This window comes from Acetobacter musti, assembly GCF_011516835.1.
GTDB classification, from domain to species: domain Bacteria; phylum Pseudomonadota; class Alphaproteobacteria; order Acetobacterales; family Acetobacteraceae; genus Acetobacter; species Acetobacter musti.
Window position 1 is genome coordinate 213,899 of the sequence record NZ_WOTB01000005.1, and the last position, 15,511, is coordinate 229,409.

The following is a 15,511-nucleotide window of genomic DNA, read 5'->3' on the forward strand; positions in this document are numbered from 1 at the left end:
TACGTTCCACGCCGTCGCAGAGGGTTCATACGGCAGCATGGAACCACCGGCCGCAACGCTGACGCCGCGACATGAAGAAACCCACAATGCCGGACCCTCCGAAGAGCGACAAGCGTCTCATCCCGGGAGACAGGACTGCAAAACGCCCTGCGGACCGAATGAGCGGATCACATGCCACAGCTCTCCGTGCAGGACATCCGGTCCGGCACCGGCATCCGCTGTTTCAACGGATCGTGATATCAGAGCGGCCCCGTATCGGCGCCATTCTGATCCGGCGTCGCAGGCGCTGCCGGCTGGCCGGGGGCTGACCCGCTGCCTGTGGCCGGCAGCGCCCCGCCCTGTGTTTCCGGCGCGGCGGCGCCGGTGTCTGATTTAGCCCCCGGCAATGGCGGGACCGGAGGATGCTCAAGCTGAGGCAACGCCGGAGCGACGGCATCGCCTGCACAGCCGGTAACGCGGATATCATAGAGAGGGTTCTCAAAAATACCGAGCGACGGTTCGGCCGCCAGCATCCAGCCATGAAAACCGGGATCCTGGGTCCGTGTGTCCTGGACGTCGATCCAGGCAGCGGCGTCGGTCCGCAGAGTGGGAGCGTTCTCAAGACACCGCGCCACGCCGATCGTCAGATGCTGATAGCTGACAGAGCCGCCGGCCGTGACATGAATGGTTTCGACATGACCGTCGAGCCGGTTGAGAACGCGCAGCACGGCCTCGCTTTTCCCCTGCCAGGTGCCGGCCGGATATATGGCGGGCGGCGCGAGCGGTTCGGCTCCCCGCGCCTGCCGCATGGCGCCGCAGGTCGTCACAAGCGCGCCGAGACCGGCAACCGCCAGTCCGGCTTTCAGGACTCTCATTTCATTGCTCTCCCGGCCGGGCCAGGGAAGCGGCCATCTCCGCGATCATCCGTCTCATCTCGCCTTCATCGACACCCATCAGCACGGCGTCCTCGAACGCGTCCCGCATGACGTCACGCAGTTCTTCCCAGTTTTCCCGCAGCACGACGAGCTTTTCGGTGCAGGACACCGGTGCCCCGTCAGGCTGGGGCCATATTTTCGGCGTTTCGTCCGGCATTACGGAAGATCTCCGCCGCCCTGCGGGGAAGAACCGGCTTTCGCCCGGTTCGCCTGGGTCAGCGTGTCGGTCACGGAGAAGATGAACTTGCTCAGAAGCTGTTCGAGGCTGATCGAGCCCTGCGTTTCCGCCACCGTGCTTCCCGCCCGGAGCATCCGGGTATCTCCGCCCGGCGAGAGCGCGATATATTTCCCGCCCAGCAGACTGTCGCTGGTGATGATCGCAGCCGTATCGACGGGGAGATGCACATCCGGTCTGACCGTGAAAGTCACGCTGGCTCTGAACGTCTTCGGATCGACCGTTTCGGACGCCACATGCCCGATGGTGATGCCGGCGAGACGCACGTCGGAGCCGACATCGAGGCCATCGATATGGGAGAATCCGGCTGTCAGCGGGTAGCCCTCATCGCTCTTCCGCCCGGTTCCGAGCACAGCCAGCGCCAGCATGGCCAGCAGCAGAGCGATCACGACGAAGCCGGCGATCAGTTCCACGGTGGAACGCGACGGACGCGCGGGCACGGCGGAAGGTGTCGCGGCACTGGTCGAAACGGAATTCATCGGCCCTCATTCATATCCACGGTCGCGGCATCAGCCTCCGGGCTGAAAGCCTGTCTGCACCAATAGCAGATCATCGTGAAGGGGGCAGGGCTGTCCTTCGGGCGTGAAGAATGTGTAACGGGCCGGAATCGGGCCAGCCGGCTTACTCGTCCGGCGACCACGATTCATAATCGCCTGTGGCAGGAGGCCGTTTGCCACCGCGATAGGCGCTGCCGGACGGCCTGTACGCACCCGGAGTGCCGGTCAGATTGGGCTGATTCGGAAGCTGCCAGGGTTTCCGCGCCTCCATCGGGATCGGCTGATCCTCGACATGATGAATCCAGTTCCACCACTCAGGCGGCAGGGCGGACCCATCCTCGCCCTTATGATACAGAACCCAGCGTTCATAGCGCTGCACGCCGCCGCCTTTGCGGGTCGGACGACGCGACTCGTAGTAAGAGCGACCATCCTGGTCTTTACCGACCAGACGACCGTTCAGGCGGGTGTGAAGAAGTGTGCCGAGCGTTGCCATGGCGCTGACGATACGGTGCCGGACAGAAGACGTCCACAGATCCGGCGTCTCTGCCCGTTCACAATCTGCTGTCCGGCCCTGTTGTCCGGATGGCGGAAATAAATCGATTCACTGTCTGTCCCTGCTGTCTGTCCCCGTCACATCCCCCCTGCCCGGCTCCCCGTACCTGGATTCTGATGTCCCGGAGATCTTCCGGACCGGCTCTGTCCTGAGTCCGGAGCATGAGAATGCTGTCACCTGCACTTTCCCATGTCCCGACAGGGCCGGAGTCTTCCCGAAATCCCATCGGTCCGGAGGCCGGCTGAGGGGCCGGACAAGGTCGTTGAAAAAGTTATCCCCCATATCCTCGTTTTACGGACCATTAGCGAACCGTCAGTGGCCTGATCGCAGCTTCCGCACCGGCCAGGCGGAGGGATAGACTGTCTTCATGAACGCCCAACGATACTGGAACGGTGTGCGGATGCGCACTGTGATGGCCTCCGCCGATCCTGACGCCCCGACGCGCCAGGTCACGCTTCCTGCCGACTGGGATGACGACGCGGCTGCCGCGCTCGCCGGCATCGCACCGGGAACAGGCGCTGTCTCTGTCGCGGATGAATCCGCGCGATGGATCGACGCAGTGGCGCCTGCGGGCGGCGGCCGGGAAGCGTCCGGAAGCGAGGAGTTCGCTCCGGTCAGCGGACGCTCCCTCGCATGGCTGCTGATGCTGCGGCAGGCGGCGCCGACACTGGCGCTGTGGAGCGGAGAGTTCGACCGGCGTCCGGGCTTTGTCGTCAACCTGGCCGCTTTCGCGCTGCCGGGAGAAGGATTCTCCGGAGAGGCCTATGTCGCCGCCCTGCGGCTGCTCTGCGCGACGCTGCGCACAGAGGCGGAGGAAAAAGCGAACAGGCGAAACGGCGAACTGGCTCTCGATGAGACCATCGTGGCACCGACGCTGTTCGACCTGCCTCTGGAATCATCCGCCCGTCCGGAACGGAAGAAGCCGGGGAAAACTTCCGATAAAAAAGATGCAGATCCGGCACCAGGCCTGCCTCTCGGCGAGCCGGAGCCTGTCGCGGGAGAGATCCTGCTGACCAATCTCGACGCCTGTCTTGCCGCGCTCGGTCTTGATTATGACAGCAATGACGGGCGCGACGCGGCCTGTTCGCTCGTCGCACTCGCCACGCTCGTCGTGCGCGAAGGCACGGGTTGCGACCATCTGCCACTGACGCCGCATCGTCATGTCATCCCTGGTCTCGCACCCGTTGCACGGGAAGCCTGGGCGCGCGCCGCCGTTGAAACCGACATGCCGGCCCGGCGGATCGAAACCGGCTTCTCCGCTCCGGGACCGGTCGACGCGCTGCTGGGCTGCGAAGCCTGCGGTCTCGCCCCGATCTTCTCGCCGCTGCGCGTGGACGGGCGGCTGGCGACCAGCACCCTCGCCCGTCTGGCGGCGCGCGGTCTGTCGCTCGAAACAGCCTTCGCGGCCTGTCTTGCCGGAGACGTTCCGCTCGCCCTGCCCGCACCGGACGCGCATATGCGGATGTACCGGGCGCTGGCGGGATTTGTTGATCGCATGCCGGCGCGCCCGGACCCGTCGGCGTCTCCGCTGCCGCGCATCCCGCCTCGTGGTGTGGCCCGCGCGCTGCCGGAACGTCATACCGGGATCATGCAGAAGACGGCGATCGGCGGACATCGCCTGTTCCTGCGCACAGCGGAATACGAAGACGGCACGCTCGGGGAAATCTCGCTGACTCCGGCGCGGGAAAACGCGATGGTCCGCGGGCTGATGGAGTGTTTCAGCGAAGCCGTGAGCATCGGCCTGCAATATGGCGTTCCCCTTGAGGACTTCGTGGAGCGCTTCGCCTATTCCTGCTTCGGGCCGGCGGGCACCGTTGAAGGCGATCCGGTTGCCTCCTACGCGACATCGATGCTCGATTATGCTTTCCGGGCGCTTTCCGATCTCTATCTTGGGCGCAGGCTGCCCGACGCGCCACGGGACTCCGGAGAGGATTTCTCGCCGCTGCTGCCATTCGAGTTCGATGCCGCCAGGGCGGCCGGAACGCGGCCTCCGGGGCAGCCGCGACCACGGGGCCTCCGGCTGGTCAGCTAGACGGGGCCGAGACCGGAGCAGAGAGAAGCGGGGGACACTTTTCACGATCCCCTCTCGACAGGCCTGTTATTTCTTGTCCGTATTGACTCTGCCGCGTCGGCATTGACCCGGCAGAGTGACACCGGATACGGAGCGGCCCCGCCTGATGACCAGATTTGTCTTCATTGCGATTCTGGCGGCATCGCTGCTCACGGCCTGGTGGTCGCGTGGCGGCCGGCGTCACGATGAAATCCACGACTATTTCGTGGCGTCACGCCAGTTCGGCGGCCTTCTGCTGTTCTTTCTTGCCGCCGGTGAAACGTACAGCCTCGGCGTTCTTACGGCATTTCCCGGAGGAGTTTATCTCCACGGCACCTCTTTCTGCATCTGGTTCACAGCCTATGTGGTGCTGGCCTTTCCGGTGGGATACTTCCTCGCTCCCATGATCTGGAACGCTGCCCGGCGCTATGATCCGGTGACCGTCTCGGATCTGTTCTGCCGGCATTTTCGCAGCCGCACACTCGAAATCCTCGTTTCTCTCGTCGCGATCGTCTTCATGATTCCCTGGGGCGTCATGCAGTTCATGGGGCTGACAATGGTGCTGCAGGGGCTCGGTTTCACGCTGCCGTCCTGGGTTCTGATGACGGTCGCGGCCATTCTCGCCTACAGCTACACGGCCATTTCCGGCATCCGCGCGCCGGCCTATGTCTCGGTGATCAAGGACACGCTGCTGCTGGCCGCGATTGTCGTGGTCGGGCTTGCGATCTTCCGGCTGCCGCATGGGTACCAAACGATGCTGCAGGGTCTTGATGATCCGGTCTTCACCGGCCGCGACATTCGCGTGATGATCACGAACACGCTGTTTCAGGCATCCGGCCTGTTCCTGTTTCCCGCGGCCATCGCGTCGTTTTTCACCGCCCGTAATCCGCAGGCGATCCGGCGCGCGATGATCGCCATGCCGCTTTACATGACTATGTTCGTGTTTCTGATGCTGACTGCGTTTTATGCCCGTGGCGCTTTCGGCTCCGGCCTCTCTCCGAACCACATTTTCATCGATACGGCCCGCCACCTCCTCTCTCCATGGCTGATCGGGGTCGTGGCCGGCGGCGCGGCGCTGTCGGGGCTGGTCGTGCTCGCCAGCACCTGCCTCGTGATCGGCCCGCTCCTGACTCACAATCTGCTGAAGGGACTCAGCGAGAGGCATCAGAAGCGCGGCGCGCAGTTTATTTCGGTGATCTATCTGATCGCCTCCATGCTTGGCGCCACCTGGGCCGCCTCGATCGCGGCCACCATGAACAATCTGAGCTATTTCGGGCTGACGCAGCTTCTTCCTGGTGTTCTGATCATCGGCCTCGATCTGTCCGTACCGGCCAGCGGCGTCATCGCCGGCCTCATCACCGGTGTGACGATCCCGACCGTGCTGTTCCTCGGCGGCATCGACACGAACGGCATCAATCCGGGTCTGATCGGCCTCGCCTTCAACGCCGCCATCGTGACGGCGGTGTCGCTGCGGTCACGGCATGGGCTGGCACAGACGCCGCGCTGACGGTATCGCTTCTCTCCGCAGGTGAAGTCCGTCCGGAGTGCGGCGGGCCGGTTCTGTCACAACGGAGGCATCATGGTCACACATCCCCGCAGGCACGCCGGAACGCGGAAACGGGTTCTGAATCGCGTTCTGCTCTGCGCCACAACGCTGTTCGTCACCTCGGGGCTGTTTGTCACGTCCGCGATGCCGGCCATGGCGCTCGACAAGCCGCATCCGGTTCAGAAGACCGATCCGGACAAGAGCGACGACAAGCCGAAAATGACCGGTTCCGCCGCTCTTCTGCCGGCCGATTCCGTTACGCATCAGACGCTCACATCAGGCGGGAAGCAGCTTGGCTACACAGCGCATGCCGGCACGCTCACGCTGCGGGATGACAAGGGCGAGCCGACCGCCCGCGTCTTCTATGTCTCCTATACTCTTGATGGCGGTCAGGCGGACAAACGGCCTGTTTCCTTCTTCTTTAATGGCGGTCCTGGTGGCGGCAGCGCATATCTTAATCTGGGCGCAGCTGGTCCGACCGCGCTGACCATGCCTGCCGGCAATCCGACAGACGGCGCCAATGCGAAGCTTGGTCCCAATCCCGACAGCTGGCTGGCCGCCACGGACATGGTGTTCATCGACGCGATCGGCACCGGCTATTCCGTGCCGGTGAAACCGGATACCGCCGACAAGATGTTCTACGGCACGAAAGCCGATGCCCGCGCCTTCGCCAAGGCGATCAGTCTGTGGATCGGCGCGAACGGCCGGCATGCCTCACCGCATTACCTGGTCGGGGAAAGCTATGGCGGCATCCGCTCGATCGAGGTGGCTACGGCGCTTCAGCAGCAGCAGAACATGATCCTGAACGGAATCATCATGATCTCGCCGGCTCTGGAAATGAAACTGCTGGACGCGGCGAACAATCCGCTTGCCTCCGCCATGCTGCTGCCGTCGCTGGAGGCCTCGCGTCTCGACATGCAGCATAAGCTGACGCCGGATGCGATCGAGGACTCATATCGCTACGCCTTCGGCCCCTATCTGACGACTCTCGCCGCTCCGCTGCCGGCCAGCAGCGATGACGCCCGTGGTTTCTATGCGGAAGTCGCCACCAGAACCGGGCTCGATCCGGCAGTCGTGGCCCGCGAGCGTGGCACGCCGGACCCTCAGGCCCACGATGTCCGCAGCCGCAACGGCCGCCTTTTCTCCCTCTATGACGGCACGCTTTCCATTGCCGATCCGTTTCCCGAAGGGATCGAAAACAGTGATAGCCCGGACCCCGTTCTGTTCGGCTTCGGGCGGGCCTATGGCAATGCCTTTGAAGGTTACGCCGCGCAGACCCTGGGCTTTCATACCGAGCTGACCTATGATCTGCTTGATCTGAAAGTGAACAGCGCCTGGGATTATCGCGGCGAGGGTGAGCCGGTCGCCAGCGAAATTCCGCAGCTCCGCAAACTGCTGGCGCTCAATCCCACTTTGCGGGTGTTCATCGCCAACGGCTATTTCGATCTGGTCTGTCCGTTCGCCAGTTCCCGCTGGGTTGCCGAACATATTCCTGTCGGCCGCGACCGGATTGACCTGCATGTCTATCCGGGTGGTCACATGCTCTACACCCGTCCCGCCAGCCGCGCGGCCCTGTCGCGGGATGTAAAGGCTTTCCTGACGCCGTGAACCGCCAGGCCGGAGGGGGAAATTCCCCTCTGGCCGCGTTATGCGATCCAGCCCTGAAGCTCAGACCGCGCCAGTGCCTCCAGCAGGCCAATCGCCTCGGGGCTGCCGTTCAGGCAGGGGATTAGACTAAGCTCCTCCCCTCCGGCCGTGAGGAACTCGGCCCGCACTTCGTTACCGATCTCATCGAGCGTTTCGATACAGTCAGCCATGAAGCCCGGCATCATGACCGCGATCCGTCTGATGCCTTTCGCGGGAAGGCCGGCGATAAACGGCGCGGTATAGGGTTCCAGCCATTTTGCGGGTCCGAAGCGCGACTGGAATGTCAGCGGCATGTCCGCTTCCGTCATGCCCATCGCCGCCCGCAACGCAATGACCGTCCGCATGCAGTCTTCGCGATATGGATCGCCTTTGGCGACATAGTCTTTCGGCAGGCCGTGGAAGGAGGTCACAATCATCTGCGGTGGCACGGACAGCGCGCTCAGGGCCTGTCGCGCTGTCTCCGCCAGAGCCCTGATATAGACGGGATGATCGGCAAAAGCGGGTAATGTCCGGATGGCGGGCTGACGACGCAGTTTCATCAGGAACCGGAACAGCTGATCATTCGCCGTTGCTGTCGTCGTTGCGCTGTACTGCGGATAAAGCGGCATGCACAGGATGCGGTCGCATCCGGCCGTGACCAGTTCCTCAACAGCCGTCGCTACGGAGGGAGATCCATAACGCATGCCCCAGGCGACGCTGACGTTCTCATCCGCGAACTGCTTTGCCAGCCCATCCGCCTGTTCGCGGGTATAGGTCCGCAGCGGACTTTCATCGCGCCCGGTGTTCCATATGCGACGGTAGGCGGCGCCACTGCGACGGGGCCGGACTGTCAGCACCACGCCCTGCAGAATGGGCTGCCACACAACCGGCGACGCTTCTATGACGCGCTGATCGGAAAGGAATTCGGAGAGATATCGCCGCACACCGGAAAAGCTGGTGTCGTCCGGCGTTCCGAGACTGATCAGAAGAATGCCGATACGGCCCTGTCCCATCGGGGCCGGAGCGGAAGGGCCGGAAATATGCAGAAAGCTCATACGATCCTGCTTACCGCAATCGCTCCGTTCGCGAAATGCGGACGACAGAGATCGACACCCGATATCAGAACCGGGACAGTCAGACGGTATACCGTTCCGGCACCTTCATGAACCCGCGAGGTATTATGCGGGCTCACACAGTCAGAACCGGATCAGCGACGCCGGACGCGAACCGGGACGTAACGCAGGGCGGCGCTGCGTGCGGACAGACGCCCCGTAAGCACGGCCATTCCGGCGGCGGCAGACAGACAAATCATTTCGGCAATGTTCAGATGCGGCATGTATGACGCGATGTCACTGAATAAAGACACTTCGCTACTCCCACGCTTCCGGTGCAATGCCGGGCCTCGCGCACGGCGGCTGCTTCCGGATTTTCAACTAGGACACGCTGCCGGCCGGGGCGCAAGTGCAAAATCATCCATGCAGATGAGTGGCCGTCACGGGCATTTCAGGATGATCGCCGAGAGGAGGCAGAACAAGCCGGGCGCTCTCATCTGGCGCGAGAGCGCCGAGCTGCGTCAGAAACGTGCTGACCGTGTCCAGCGGATAGGTCCGCCCCGCGACCAGGACGGAATGACCGGTTTCCGGTACGGGCGCCGGAAATACATTGTCCTTATCGTCCCGGAGAATAAATCCGCTGCCCGGGAATAATGTTCTGGCGGTGCTGGCGGGAATGGGCGCGTAAAACTCCCATCCCGAACAGTGACTGCGATCAAACATCACTTCCCCGCTGGGCTGGCTGGAAAAAAACCTGTCCCGGCATTCAGCGTAAGGACCATCCTCGTCCAGAACCTTTATCGCGATCGCCAGGCCGTTCAGTGTCACGGGTTCGATATGCGGCAGTGGCATCGGGCTCGATTCGCGTTTGACCAGCGCGAAAGGCGCATCGTCACGCAGGGGATCGATGTCCAGAAGCAGCCCCGGCCGCCCATCCGGACACGCGTCCGGCGTCACAGCGACAATCCGGTCATGCCGGGGGTCGTTGTGCAGAAAGCGGCCGAAATAATCCATCAGCCAGATCTCCTGCCCGGAATTCTGCGCCTGACTCATACGCTGTTTCCTCCGGTCCTTTTCCTGCGGCTCACCCGGACGGACCCATCCTGTGGCAACGGGGTGGCAGCCTCTCCGAGAAATTCCAGCCCTGTCTGCACGCATTTTTTCATCAGAGAGGAGAGCGCGTTCTTCTGCATCTCATCCGTCCGCACCAGAAAACCATCGCTGCCGTCAGGGTTGGGCATCGTTGAAAGTCTCGCCACCTGCACTGCTACAGAAAGCGAGAAATGGGTAAATACATGCTTAACGGAACCGGCGGATTCCCACCGGATGCATCTCACATTTTCACCTGCGCGCTCAGATTCACCGGCCCGCTCAGCGAACGGCGCATAGGGCAATGCGTCTCCTGGCGGCCATGGCGCTGACCGCCAGTCCGTTCCCGGCAGTTCGACTGTTCCGCCCAGCAGCCCCGTCGACGGACGGCGCCGCATCAGAATCCGGCCGGTATCATCCGTAAGGAGGAAATGGACACCATAACGGGCTGGCCGGTCCGCTTTCGGCGCCCGGTAAGGCAGAAGCGCCTGTATCCCCGCCTTACGTCCCGCGCAGCCATCCTGCCACGGGCATAGAACGCAGGCCGGAGAGCGTGGCGTGCAGATCCCGGCGCCCAGATCGAACAGGGCCTGGGCAAAATCGGAAGGACGGTTTCTGGCGGCTCTGCCCATATTGAGCGTGGCGGCCCGTTCAGCCAGTATCTTTCGTGCGCCGGGTAATGGGGCCTCGACGGCGAACACGCGCGCCGTCACCCGTTCGACATTGCCGTCCACAGGTACGACCGGTATCCCGAAAGCGATTGCCGCAATCGCCGCGGCCGTGTAGGCGCCGATCCCCGGCAGCGCTTTCAGTCCTTCGACATCGCGCGGGAAGCCGCCATTTTCCACCAGAACCTGCGCGCAGCGATGCAGATTGCGCGCCCGTGAGTAGTAGCCCAGCCCAGCCCAGAGAACGAGAACGTCATCAACCGGCGCGCCGGCCAGGGACGAAAGCGTCGGGAATCGTTCGAGGAATCTCAGATAATATGGAATGACAGCCCTGACTGTGGTCTGCTGCAGCATGATCTCGCTGATCCAGACGTGATAAGGATCGGCCAGATCGCCCGGAGACGCGCGCCAGGGCAGCGAACGGCGATTCCGGTCATACCAGTTAAGAAGCGCAGATGAACTCAGGGTCACAGGGACGTGTTATGAAAGCCGCGAAGACAACCGGCAAGGGCAACACTGCAGAAACGCAGCCGCCCAGACGCGCATTCACCGCCCGCAGTCTCTCCGCCCTGCTTCCCGCCGTGACGCGCCCGGCGTTCCGCAAGCGCTCGCCCGTTGCCGTAACCCTCTTTCTGGACTGGCATAATGTGGTCGGTCCGAACTGGGCCCTGCGCACGGAGCCGAAAAAACTCTCCGCCGGCACACTCACCATTGCCTGTCTGGGGCCAGCGGCGATGGAGCTCCAGCATATGCAGACCAGCCTGATCGAACGGATCAACACATGGTGCGGCCCCGGAACCGTTGAACGTCTGCGCCTGACGCAGGATTTTCAGCCTCCCGCCCGCTCCTCCCGCGCGCCGCGGTCAAAATTGGCTTCCGCGCCGCCCGTGACACTGCCGGACATGCCGGAAGGGCCGTTGCGGACCGCGCTGGAAGCTCTGGGCAGCCGCATCAGCGAACGAAACCGCCGCCGCCAGCGCTGACGGGCGAACCGGTCCGGCGGAGCTGTCACGAAAAAGCCAGAGATGTCCGGCAGAGTCTTCACTAACAACCGGACAGTACGAAGGAAGACGGGGTACGCCGGGACCCGAAAGAGGCTCAGCCTGGGCAGACCAGCGATATGACACGGGTGTTTTCTGTGGGTTGCGGGACGACTGAGACAGACGGAGACCGGAGCTTCCGGTATGCCCCCTATGCGTTGAAAATTACTTTACCTTTTGGTCATGGAGACATGCGAGATCGACCCGCTTTCCGGATCCGGCAATTGCTGATTCGCGAAGCTGCGTTCGTTCCGGCAGGAGTACACAATGGATCACGACACCACCGGGCGATCAGTTGCCGGGGAGCACGCTGACATCGTCCCGAAGCAGGACCCGCAGACACGGTCCGATCTCGATTTTCTGGCCCGCTGGGAACAGATGTCGCCCCGCGACACGGGCGCCATGCTTCGCGCCAGCCTGCTGCGGCGAACGAGTCCGCATCTTGCTGACCGGACAGCCGCGCCGGAAAACCAGTGCGACCGGCCTCTTGCCGAACCCGTCCAGGCATAAGCCCGCGGATTTCAGTTTTCCTGCCGATATGGCGAAAAGGCGAGAAGGGCCTCGGCTTCCGCCATGACAGCAGGCCGCTCCTGATCGAGAAAATCCGAAACGGCTCCGCGCAGTCCGGCATTTCTGATCAGATGCGCTGAGAATGTCAGAGCGGGCAGATACCCTCTCTGGATTTTATGTTCTCCCTGCGCCCCCGCCTCGACACGCGCCAGACCATGCCCGATGGCGAAATCGATGGCGCGATAATAGCAAAGCTCGAAATGCAGGAACGGCCAGTCGCCGGTGCAGCCCCAGTTCCGGCCGTACAGAGTGTCGCCACCGAGAAGATTAAGCGCTCCCGCAACAGGTCTGCCCTCATGTTCGGCAATCATCAGAACGACCCGGTCGCCAAGTCTTTCTGACAGCAGAGAAAAGAAGCGGCGCGTCAGATAGGCCTGACCCCATTTCCGGTCCACGGTCGCGTGGTAGAAGACAAAAAATGCATCCCACAGCGCTTCGGTGATGCTGCTTCCCCGGATCGTCCGGAAGGTGAGGCCGCAGGCATTGGCATCGCGGCGCTCACGGCGCAGCACTTTGCGTTTGCGTGAAGACAATGCGTCGAGAAACGCATCGAAACTGTCATAGCCGCGATTGTGCCAGTGATACTGCATGCCGAGCCGCCGCAGCCAGCCCTGGTCTGCGAGGCAGTCGTAATCCTGCGTATTGCAAAATGTGACATGCGCCGATGACAGATCAAGCTCGTCACAGACCTGCGCCAGCGCCTGTCCCAGCGCGGCCCGCGTGCCGGTCGGCGCATCCGGCCGGACCAGCAGCCTGGGACCTGGCGCAGGTGAGAATGGCACAGCAATCTGCAGTTTCGGATAATATGCTCCGCCCGCGTTTTCGAACGCCCGTGCCCAGGCGTGATCGAACACGTATTCCCCGTAGGAGTGTGACTTCAGATAGGCCGGGGCGACAGCGACCACACGGCCGGACGGATCACGCAGCACCACGTATTGTGGCAGCCAGCCGGTCCGGGGCGTGGCCGAGCCGCTGTCTTCCACAGCGGACAGAAAGCCATGACTGACGAACGGATTGTCCTCTCCCGCGCAGGCATCCCAGTCCGCGACCGGGATATCCGCGATTTTCGCGTGAAGAGAGACAGTCCAGCCGGACATCAGCCGACCTCGAACATCCCTTCGACCTCGACCGGCGCGTCGAGCGGCAAAGACGGCACGCCGACGGTCGAACGGGCATGGCGACCGGCATCACCGAAGGCGTCAACGGCGAGATCGGACGCGCCGTTCATCACGCTGGCATGGGCGGTGAAGCCCGGTGTACAGGAGATGAAACCGCCAAGGCGGACGACACGGGTGACTTTCGAGAGGTCGCCGACAGCCGTTTTCAGCTGCGCGAGCAGGTTGATGAGGCAGTAGCGGGCGGCTTCTGTGCCGGTTTCGAGCGAAACGGCGTCACCGAGTTTGCCGGTGGCGAGGAGTTTGCCGTCCTTTAGCGGGAGCTGGCCGGAGATGACGATGAGCGAGCCGGAGCGGGTCCACGGGAGGTAGTTGGCGACGGGCGTTGCCGGTGTCGGCAGGGTGATCCCGAGGGAAGAGAGGCGGGATTCCGGGGTTTCGGACATCGGTGTCGATCCTTGCGGCTGGTCATCGGATATGAAGGGCGCAGGGTGCCTTCGGGACGGAAACGGGGCAAGGGCGGAGCCTGATTTTTGTGGGATCACGCCTGTGAGTATGGGGTTCGGGGAAAAGCCCGCGCCCTCTGACGCAGGTTGTGTCGCAGGAAAGTGGCGACGTCCTGATGCAGGGAAAACGGAATGTCGGCAGGCGACCCCGGCCGGAATGCGTATGGTGCAACAGACCGTTTTCAACGCCCGTTCGTGAAACCTCCTTTAAATCATCAGGAAGTTTTTGGGTTCCGCCTTTTTTCAAAAAGGCGGTGTCTTCTGAAGCTTTTTCGATGCCGGATTGATGGGGAGACGGTCAGCCGTTCCGTGTCACCTGCGGATATGAAGTCGTCAAAACAGGGCGGGAACCGCGCTATTCTGCTGCTCTGCGATTAAGTTCATAAATCAGGCTGATTACATCGGGTGTCTGTTTCGAATCTGCCGGCCCCAGGCGCACCTGTATTTCAAAAACGCCCATGTCAGAGTCGAGTTTCACGATTCCACTGACAGGATCGCTGTTGGGAGCCAGCCGGCTTTGCGTTCCCAGACCCGTCGCGTGGGCGGGCGTCGTATAACGCCATTCCTGCGGGCTGACGCGTGTCATCTGATCCGCAGGGTAAGGTCCGCGCGGGAAATCTGTCGCGGGCTCGATCCCTTCGTGGATCACCTTGTCGACAAACGCCTGATGAGCCGGAAACAGACGCGCGATTATTCCGGCAACCGCGAAGCGACCGCTCGTCTCACCATTGATGGAAGAGACCTGGATTGCCGGGCCGGTCAGCCGGAAGTCAGAAATGATGGCGCTGGATGGAATGGGTTGCGGCTGCAGAAGAAGAAAACTGCCCGATGATCCATACATCTCAAGACAATGCCACCCCGCCGGCGCCACTGCTGCAATATCTTCCGCGGCATAGATTGTCAGACCTGCCGGCAGAGTCCGTGGTGTGGAGAAGTTCGTGCTTAAATGATCGGGAGGGGCGATCGGACCTGTCTGACCATCAGCGGGACATCCGACGAAATTTCTCTGCCGGACAGGCGCCCCATGTGCAGCGTATGGGGAAAACATGCATGTTACGATACCGGCAGTGAGCCAGCGCATGTACCGGATCAGATGGCGCAAGAACATCGGGGAATCCTTTTCAGGCTGATGCCTCACACAGCGTATCACGCACGCGGATTGTTACGGAGGACATTTGACTGCCGGGCCGTTCGGCCGATGCCTCTGTGAAACTTACAGCGCAAATCTGCTTTCCGAAATCGCGCCGGTCATGCCGCAATCTTACGTCTCATTCTGTCCTGTTCAAAAATGAATCTGACAGAGATCAGAAAAACCGATCGATGAACAAAACAGCGTTTATATATTTTGCAGACAGGAGACAGAGCAGACCCTATTGCCTTGCGCCTGAGAGAGATCAGCATGCGAAGGTGTACTTATGCACGGCGACTTGCTCCCCTCTCTGTCTTAACAAACCGGGATCAAAGAGACCGCGTCCCTTTGCGGGGCTTGGGGCAAAACCCAAAAAGCTGCCGCGCCTGCATGTGCAAAGCATACAAACGCCGGCAAAAAGAGAACAGGGTCCTGCGGCCTCTGTCGGGTTCGGACAGAGGCCGGAGACGGTTCGTCCCGGTCAGTGTGTCAACGTAATAAGCAGCATTTCAGGGCGAAACCAGAGCACCCAAGAGGCGTCCGCCGAGGAGATGGACGTGAAAGTGAGGCACTTCCTGGCCGGAATCGGGACCGACATTGCCGATGAGACGGTAGCCGGGTTCATTGAGACCCAGAGAAGTGGCGACGTGGCCGACGGCGCGGGTGAAGCCGGTGATTTCATCGTCCGAGGCGCGGGCGCTGAAGTCCACGAAGGAGACGTAGGGACCTTTGGGAATAACGAGGACGTGGACGGGGGCTTTCGGACCGATATCGTGGAAGGCGAGCGCCCATTCGTTCTCGACGCGGATTTCTCACACTTGAGGCAATTTCGGGTCATTTTGTAGAATTCAGTCATCCCACAGGAGCCCGATCTGGAATATTGACGATATTCTGCTTCTGGCGGCGGGTTCTGAACGCAGT

At 62.1% G+C, this 15,511-nt stretch carries 16 protein-coding genes and 1 pseudogene; 5 read left to right on the forward strand and 12 right to left on the reverse strand.

From position 1 onward, the window contains the following. Positions 1-239: 239 nt before the first annotated feature. From GOB93_RS05935 to GOB93_RS05950, 4 genes are all read right to left on the reverse strand, one after another. Positions 240-854, reverse strand: coding sequence for a DUF2155 domain-containing protein (locus GOB93_RS05935; protein ID WP_173582557.1), 615 nt, complete (start codon positions 852-854; stop codon positions 240-242). 1 nt (position 855) lies between these two features. Continuing rightward, the gene (locus tag GOB93_RS05940; protein ID WP_173582558.1) at positions 856-1,071 is read right to left on the reverse strand and encodes a hypothetical protein; all 216 of its coding nucleotides are present in this window, start codon (positions 1,069-1,071) and stop codon (positions 856-858) included. After that, positions 1,071-1,628, reverse strand: coding sequence for an outer membrane lipid asymmetry maintenance protein MlaD (gene mlaD, locus GOB93_RS05945; RefSeq protein ID WP_173582559.1), 558 nt, complete (start codon positions 1,626-1,628; stop codon positions 1,071-1,073). Before mlaD ends, GOB93_RS05940 begins: the two co-directional genes overlap by 1 nt. 142 nt (positions 1,629-1,770) lie before the next feature. Continuing rightward, on the reverse strand, positions 1,771-2,139 hold the full coding sequence (locus tag GOB93_RS05950; RefSeq protein ID WP_173582560.1) for an NADH-ubiquinone oxidoreductase subunit NDUFA12 family protein: 369 nt from the start codon (positions 2,137-2,139) through the stop codon (positions 1,771-1,773). A 427-nt stretch (positions 2,140-2,566) separates the two neighbouring features. On the opposite strand from GOB93_RS05950, the gene GOB93_RS05955 reads away from it, so the two are divergent. The 3 genes from GOB93_RS05955 (at position 2,567) to GOB93_RS05965 (ending at position 7,403) form a co-directional block, all read left to right on the forward strand. Beyond that, a complete protein-coding gene (locus tag GOB93_RS05955) occupies positions 2,567-4,231 on the forward strand; it encodes a TSCPD domain-containing protein (protein WP_173582561.1) in 1,665 nt (554 codons plus the stop codon). A gap of 145 nt (positions 4,232-4,376) precedes the next feature. Next, positions 4,377-5,756 carry a sodium:solute symporter family protein gene (locus GOB93_RS05960; RefSeq protein ID WP_173582562.1) on the forward strand — a complete coding sequence of 460 codons (1,380 nt, stop codon included), beginning with the start codon at positions 4,377-4,379 and terminating at the stop codon, positions 5,754-5,756. Between the two features lie 72 nt (positions 5,757-5,828). Then, positions 5,829-7,403, forward strand: coding sequence for a S10 family peptidase (locus tag GOB93_RS05965; protein ID WP_173582563.1), 1,575 nt, complete (start codon positions 5,829-5,831; stop codon positions 7,401-7,403). Positions 7,404-7,441: 38 nt separating this feature from the next. On the opposite strand, the gene hemH is transcribed toward GOB93_RS05965, so the two are convergent. The 4 genes from hemH to GOB93_RS05985 all read right to left on the reverse strand — a co-directional run bounded on the left by hemH (position 7,442) and on the right by GOB93_RS05985 (position 10,701). Continuing rightward, positions 7,442-8,476 carry a ferrochelatase gene (gene hemH, locus GOB93_RS05970; protein ID WP_173582564.1) on the reverse strand — a complete coding sequence of 345 codons (1,035 nt, stop codon included), beginning with the start codon at positions 8,474-8,476 and terminating at the stop codon, positions 7,442-7,444. 152 nt (positions 8,477-8,628) lie between these two features. Continuing rightward, positions 8,629-8,787, reverse strand: a complete 159-nt coding sequence (locus GOB93_RS05975) for a hypothetical protein (RefSeq protein WP_173582565.1) — start codon at positions 8,785-8,787, stop codon at positions 8,629-8,631. Between the two features lie 103 nt (positions 8,788-8,890). Continuing rightward, complete coding sequence (locus GOB93_RS05980; RefSeq protein ID WP_173582566.1) at positions 8,891-9,526, reverse strand: hypothetical protein; 636 nt, start codon at positions 9,524-9,526, stop codon at positions 8,891-8,893. Further along, a complete protein-coding gene (locus GOB93_RS05985; protein WP_173582567.1) occupies positions 9,523-10,701 on the reverse strand; it encodes an NUDIX domain-containing protein in 1,179 nt (392 codons plus the stop codon). The genes GOB93_RS05980 and GOB93_RS05985 overlap by 4 nt, the downstream gene beginning before the upstream one ends. Positions 10,702-10,712: 11 nt before the next feature. Between GOB93_RS05985 and GOB93_RS05990 the strand changes: the two genes are divergently transcribed. Together GOB93_RS05990 and GOB93_RS05995 are read left to right on the forward strand one after the other, a co-directional pair. Continuing rightward, the gene (locus tag GOB93_RS05990) at positions 10,713-11,213 is read left to right on the forward strand and encodes a DUF721 domain-containing protein (RefSeq protein ID WP_173582568.1); all 501 of its coding nucleotides are present in this window, start codon (positions 10,713-10,715) and stop codon (positions 11,211-11,213) included. A gap of 324 nt (positions 11,214-11,537) precedes the next feature. Next, positions 11,538-11,780: a hypothetical protein gene (locus GOB93_RS05995; protein WP_173582569.1), complete on the forward strand. Its 243-nt coding sequence runs from the start codon at positions 11,538-11,540 to the stop codon at positions 11,778-11,780. A gap of 11 nt (positions 11,781-11,791) precedes the next feature. Here GOB93_RS05995 and GOB93_RS06000 read toward each other — a convergent pair whose 3' ends face one another. From GOB93_RS06000 to GOB93_RS06015, 4 genes and pseudogenes are all read right to left on the reverse strand, one after another. Beyond that, a complete protein-coding gene (locus GOB93_RS06000) occupies positions 11,792-12,937 on the reverse strand; it encodes a GNAT family N-acetyltransferase (protein ID WP_173582570.1) in 1,146 nt (381 codons plus the stop codon). Next, the gene (locus tag GOB93_RS06005; protein ID WP_173582571.1) at positions 12,937-13,401 is read right to left on the reverse strand and encodes a RidA family protein; all 465 of its coding nucleotides are present in this window, start codon (positions 13,399-13,401) and stop codon (positions 12,937-12,939) included. The genes GOB93_RS06000 and GOB93_RS06005 overlap by 1 nt, the downstream gene beginning before the upstream one ends. 415 nt (positions 13,402-13,816) lie before the next feature. Next, positions 13,817-14,569 carry a hypothetical protein gene (locus GOB93_RS06010; RefSeq protein ID WP_173582572.1) on the reverse strand — a complete coding sequence of 251 codons (753 nt, stop codon included), beginning with the start codon at positions 14,567-14,569 and terminating at the stop codon, positions 13,817-13,819. Positions 14,570-15,099: 530 nt separating this feature from the next. Further along, a pseudogene (locus tag GOB93_RS06015) lies at positions 15,100-15,390 on the reverse strand (HIT domain-containing protein); the annotation flags it as partial. Positions 15,391-15,511 lie beyond the last annotated feature (121 nt).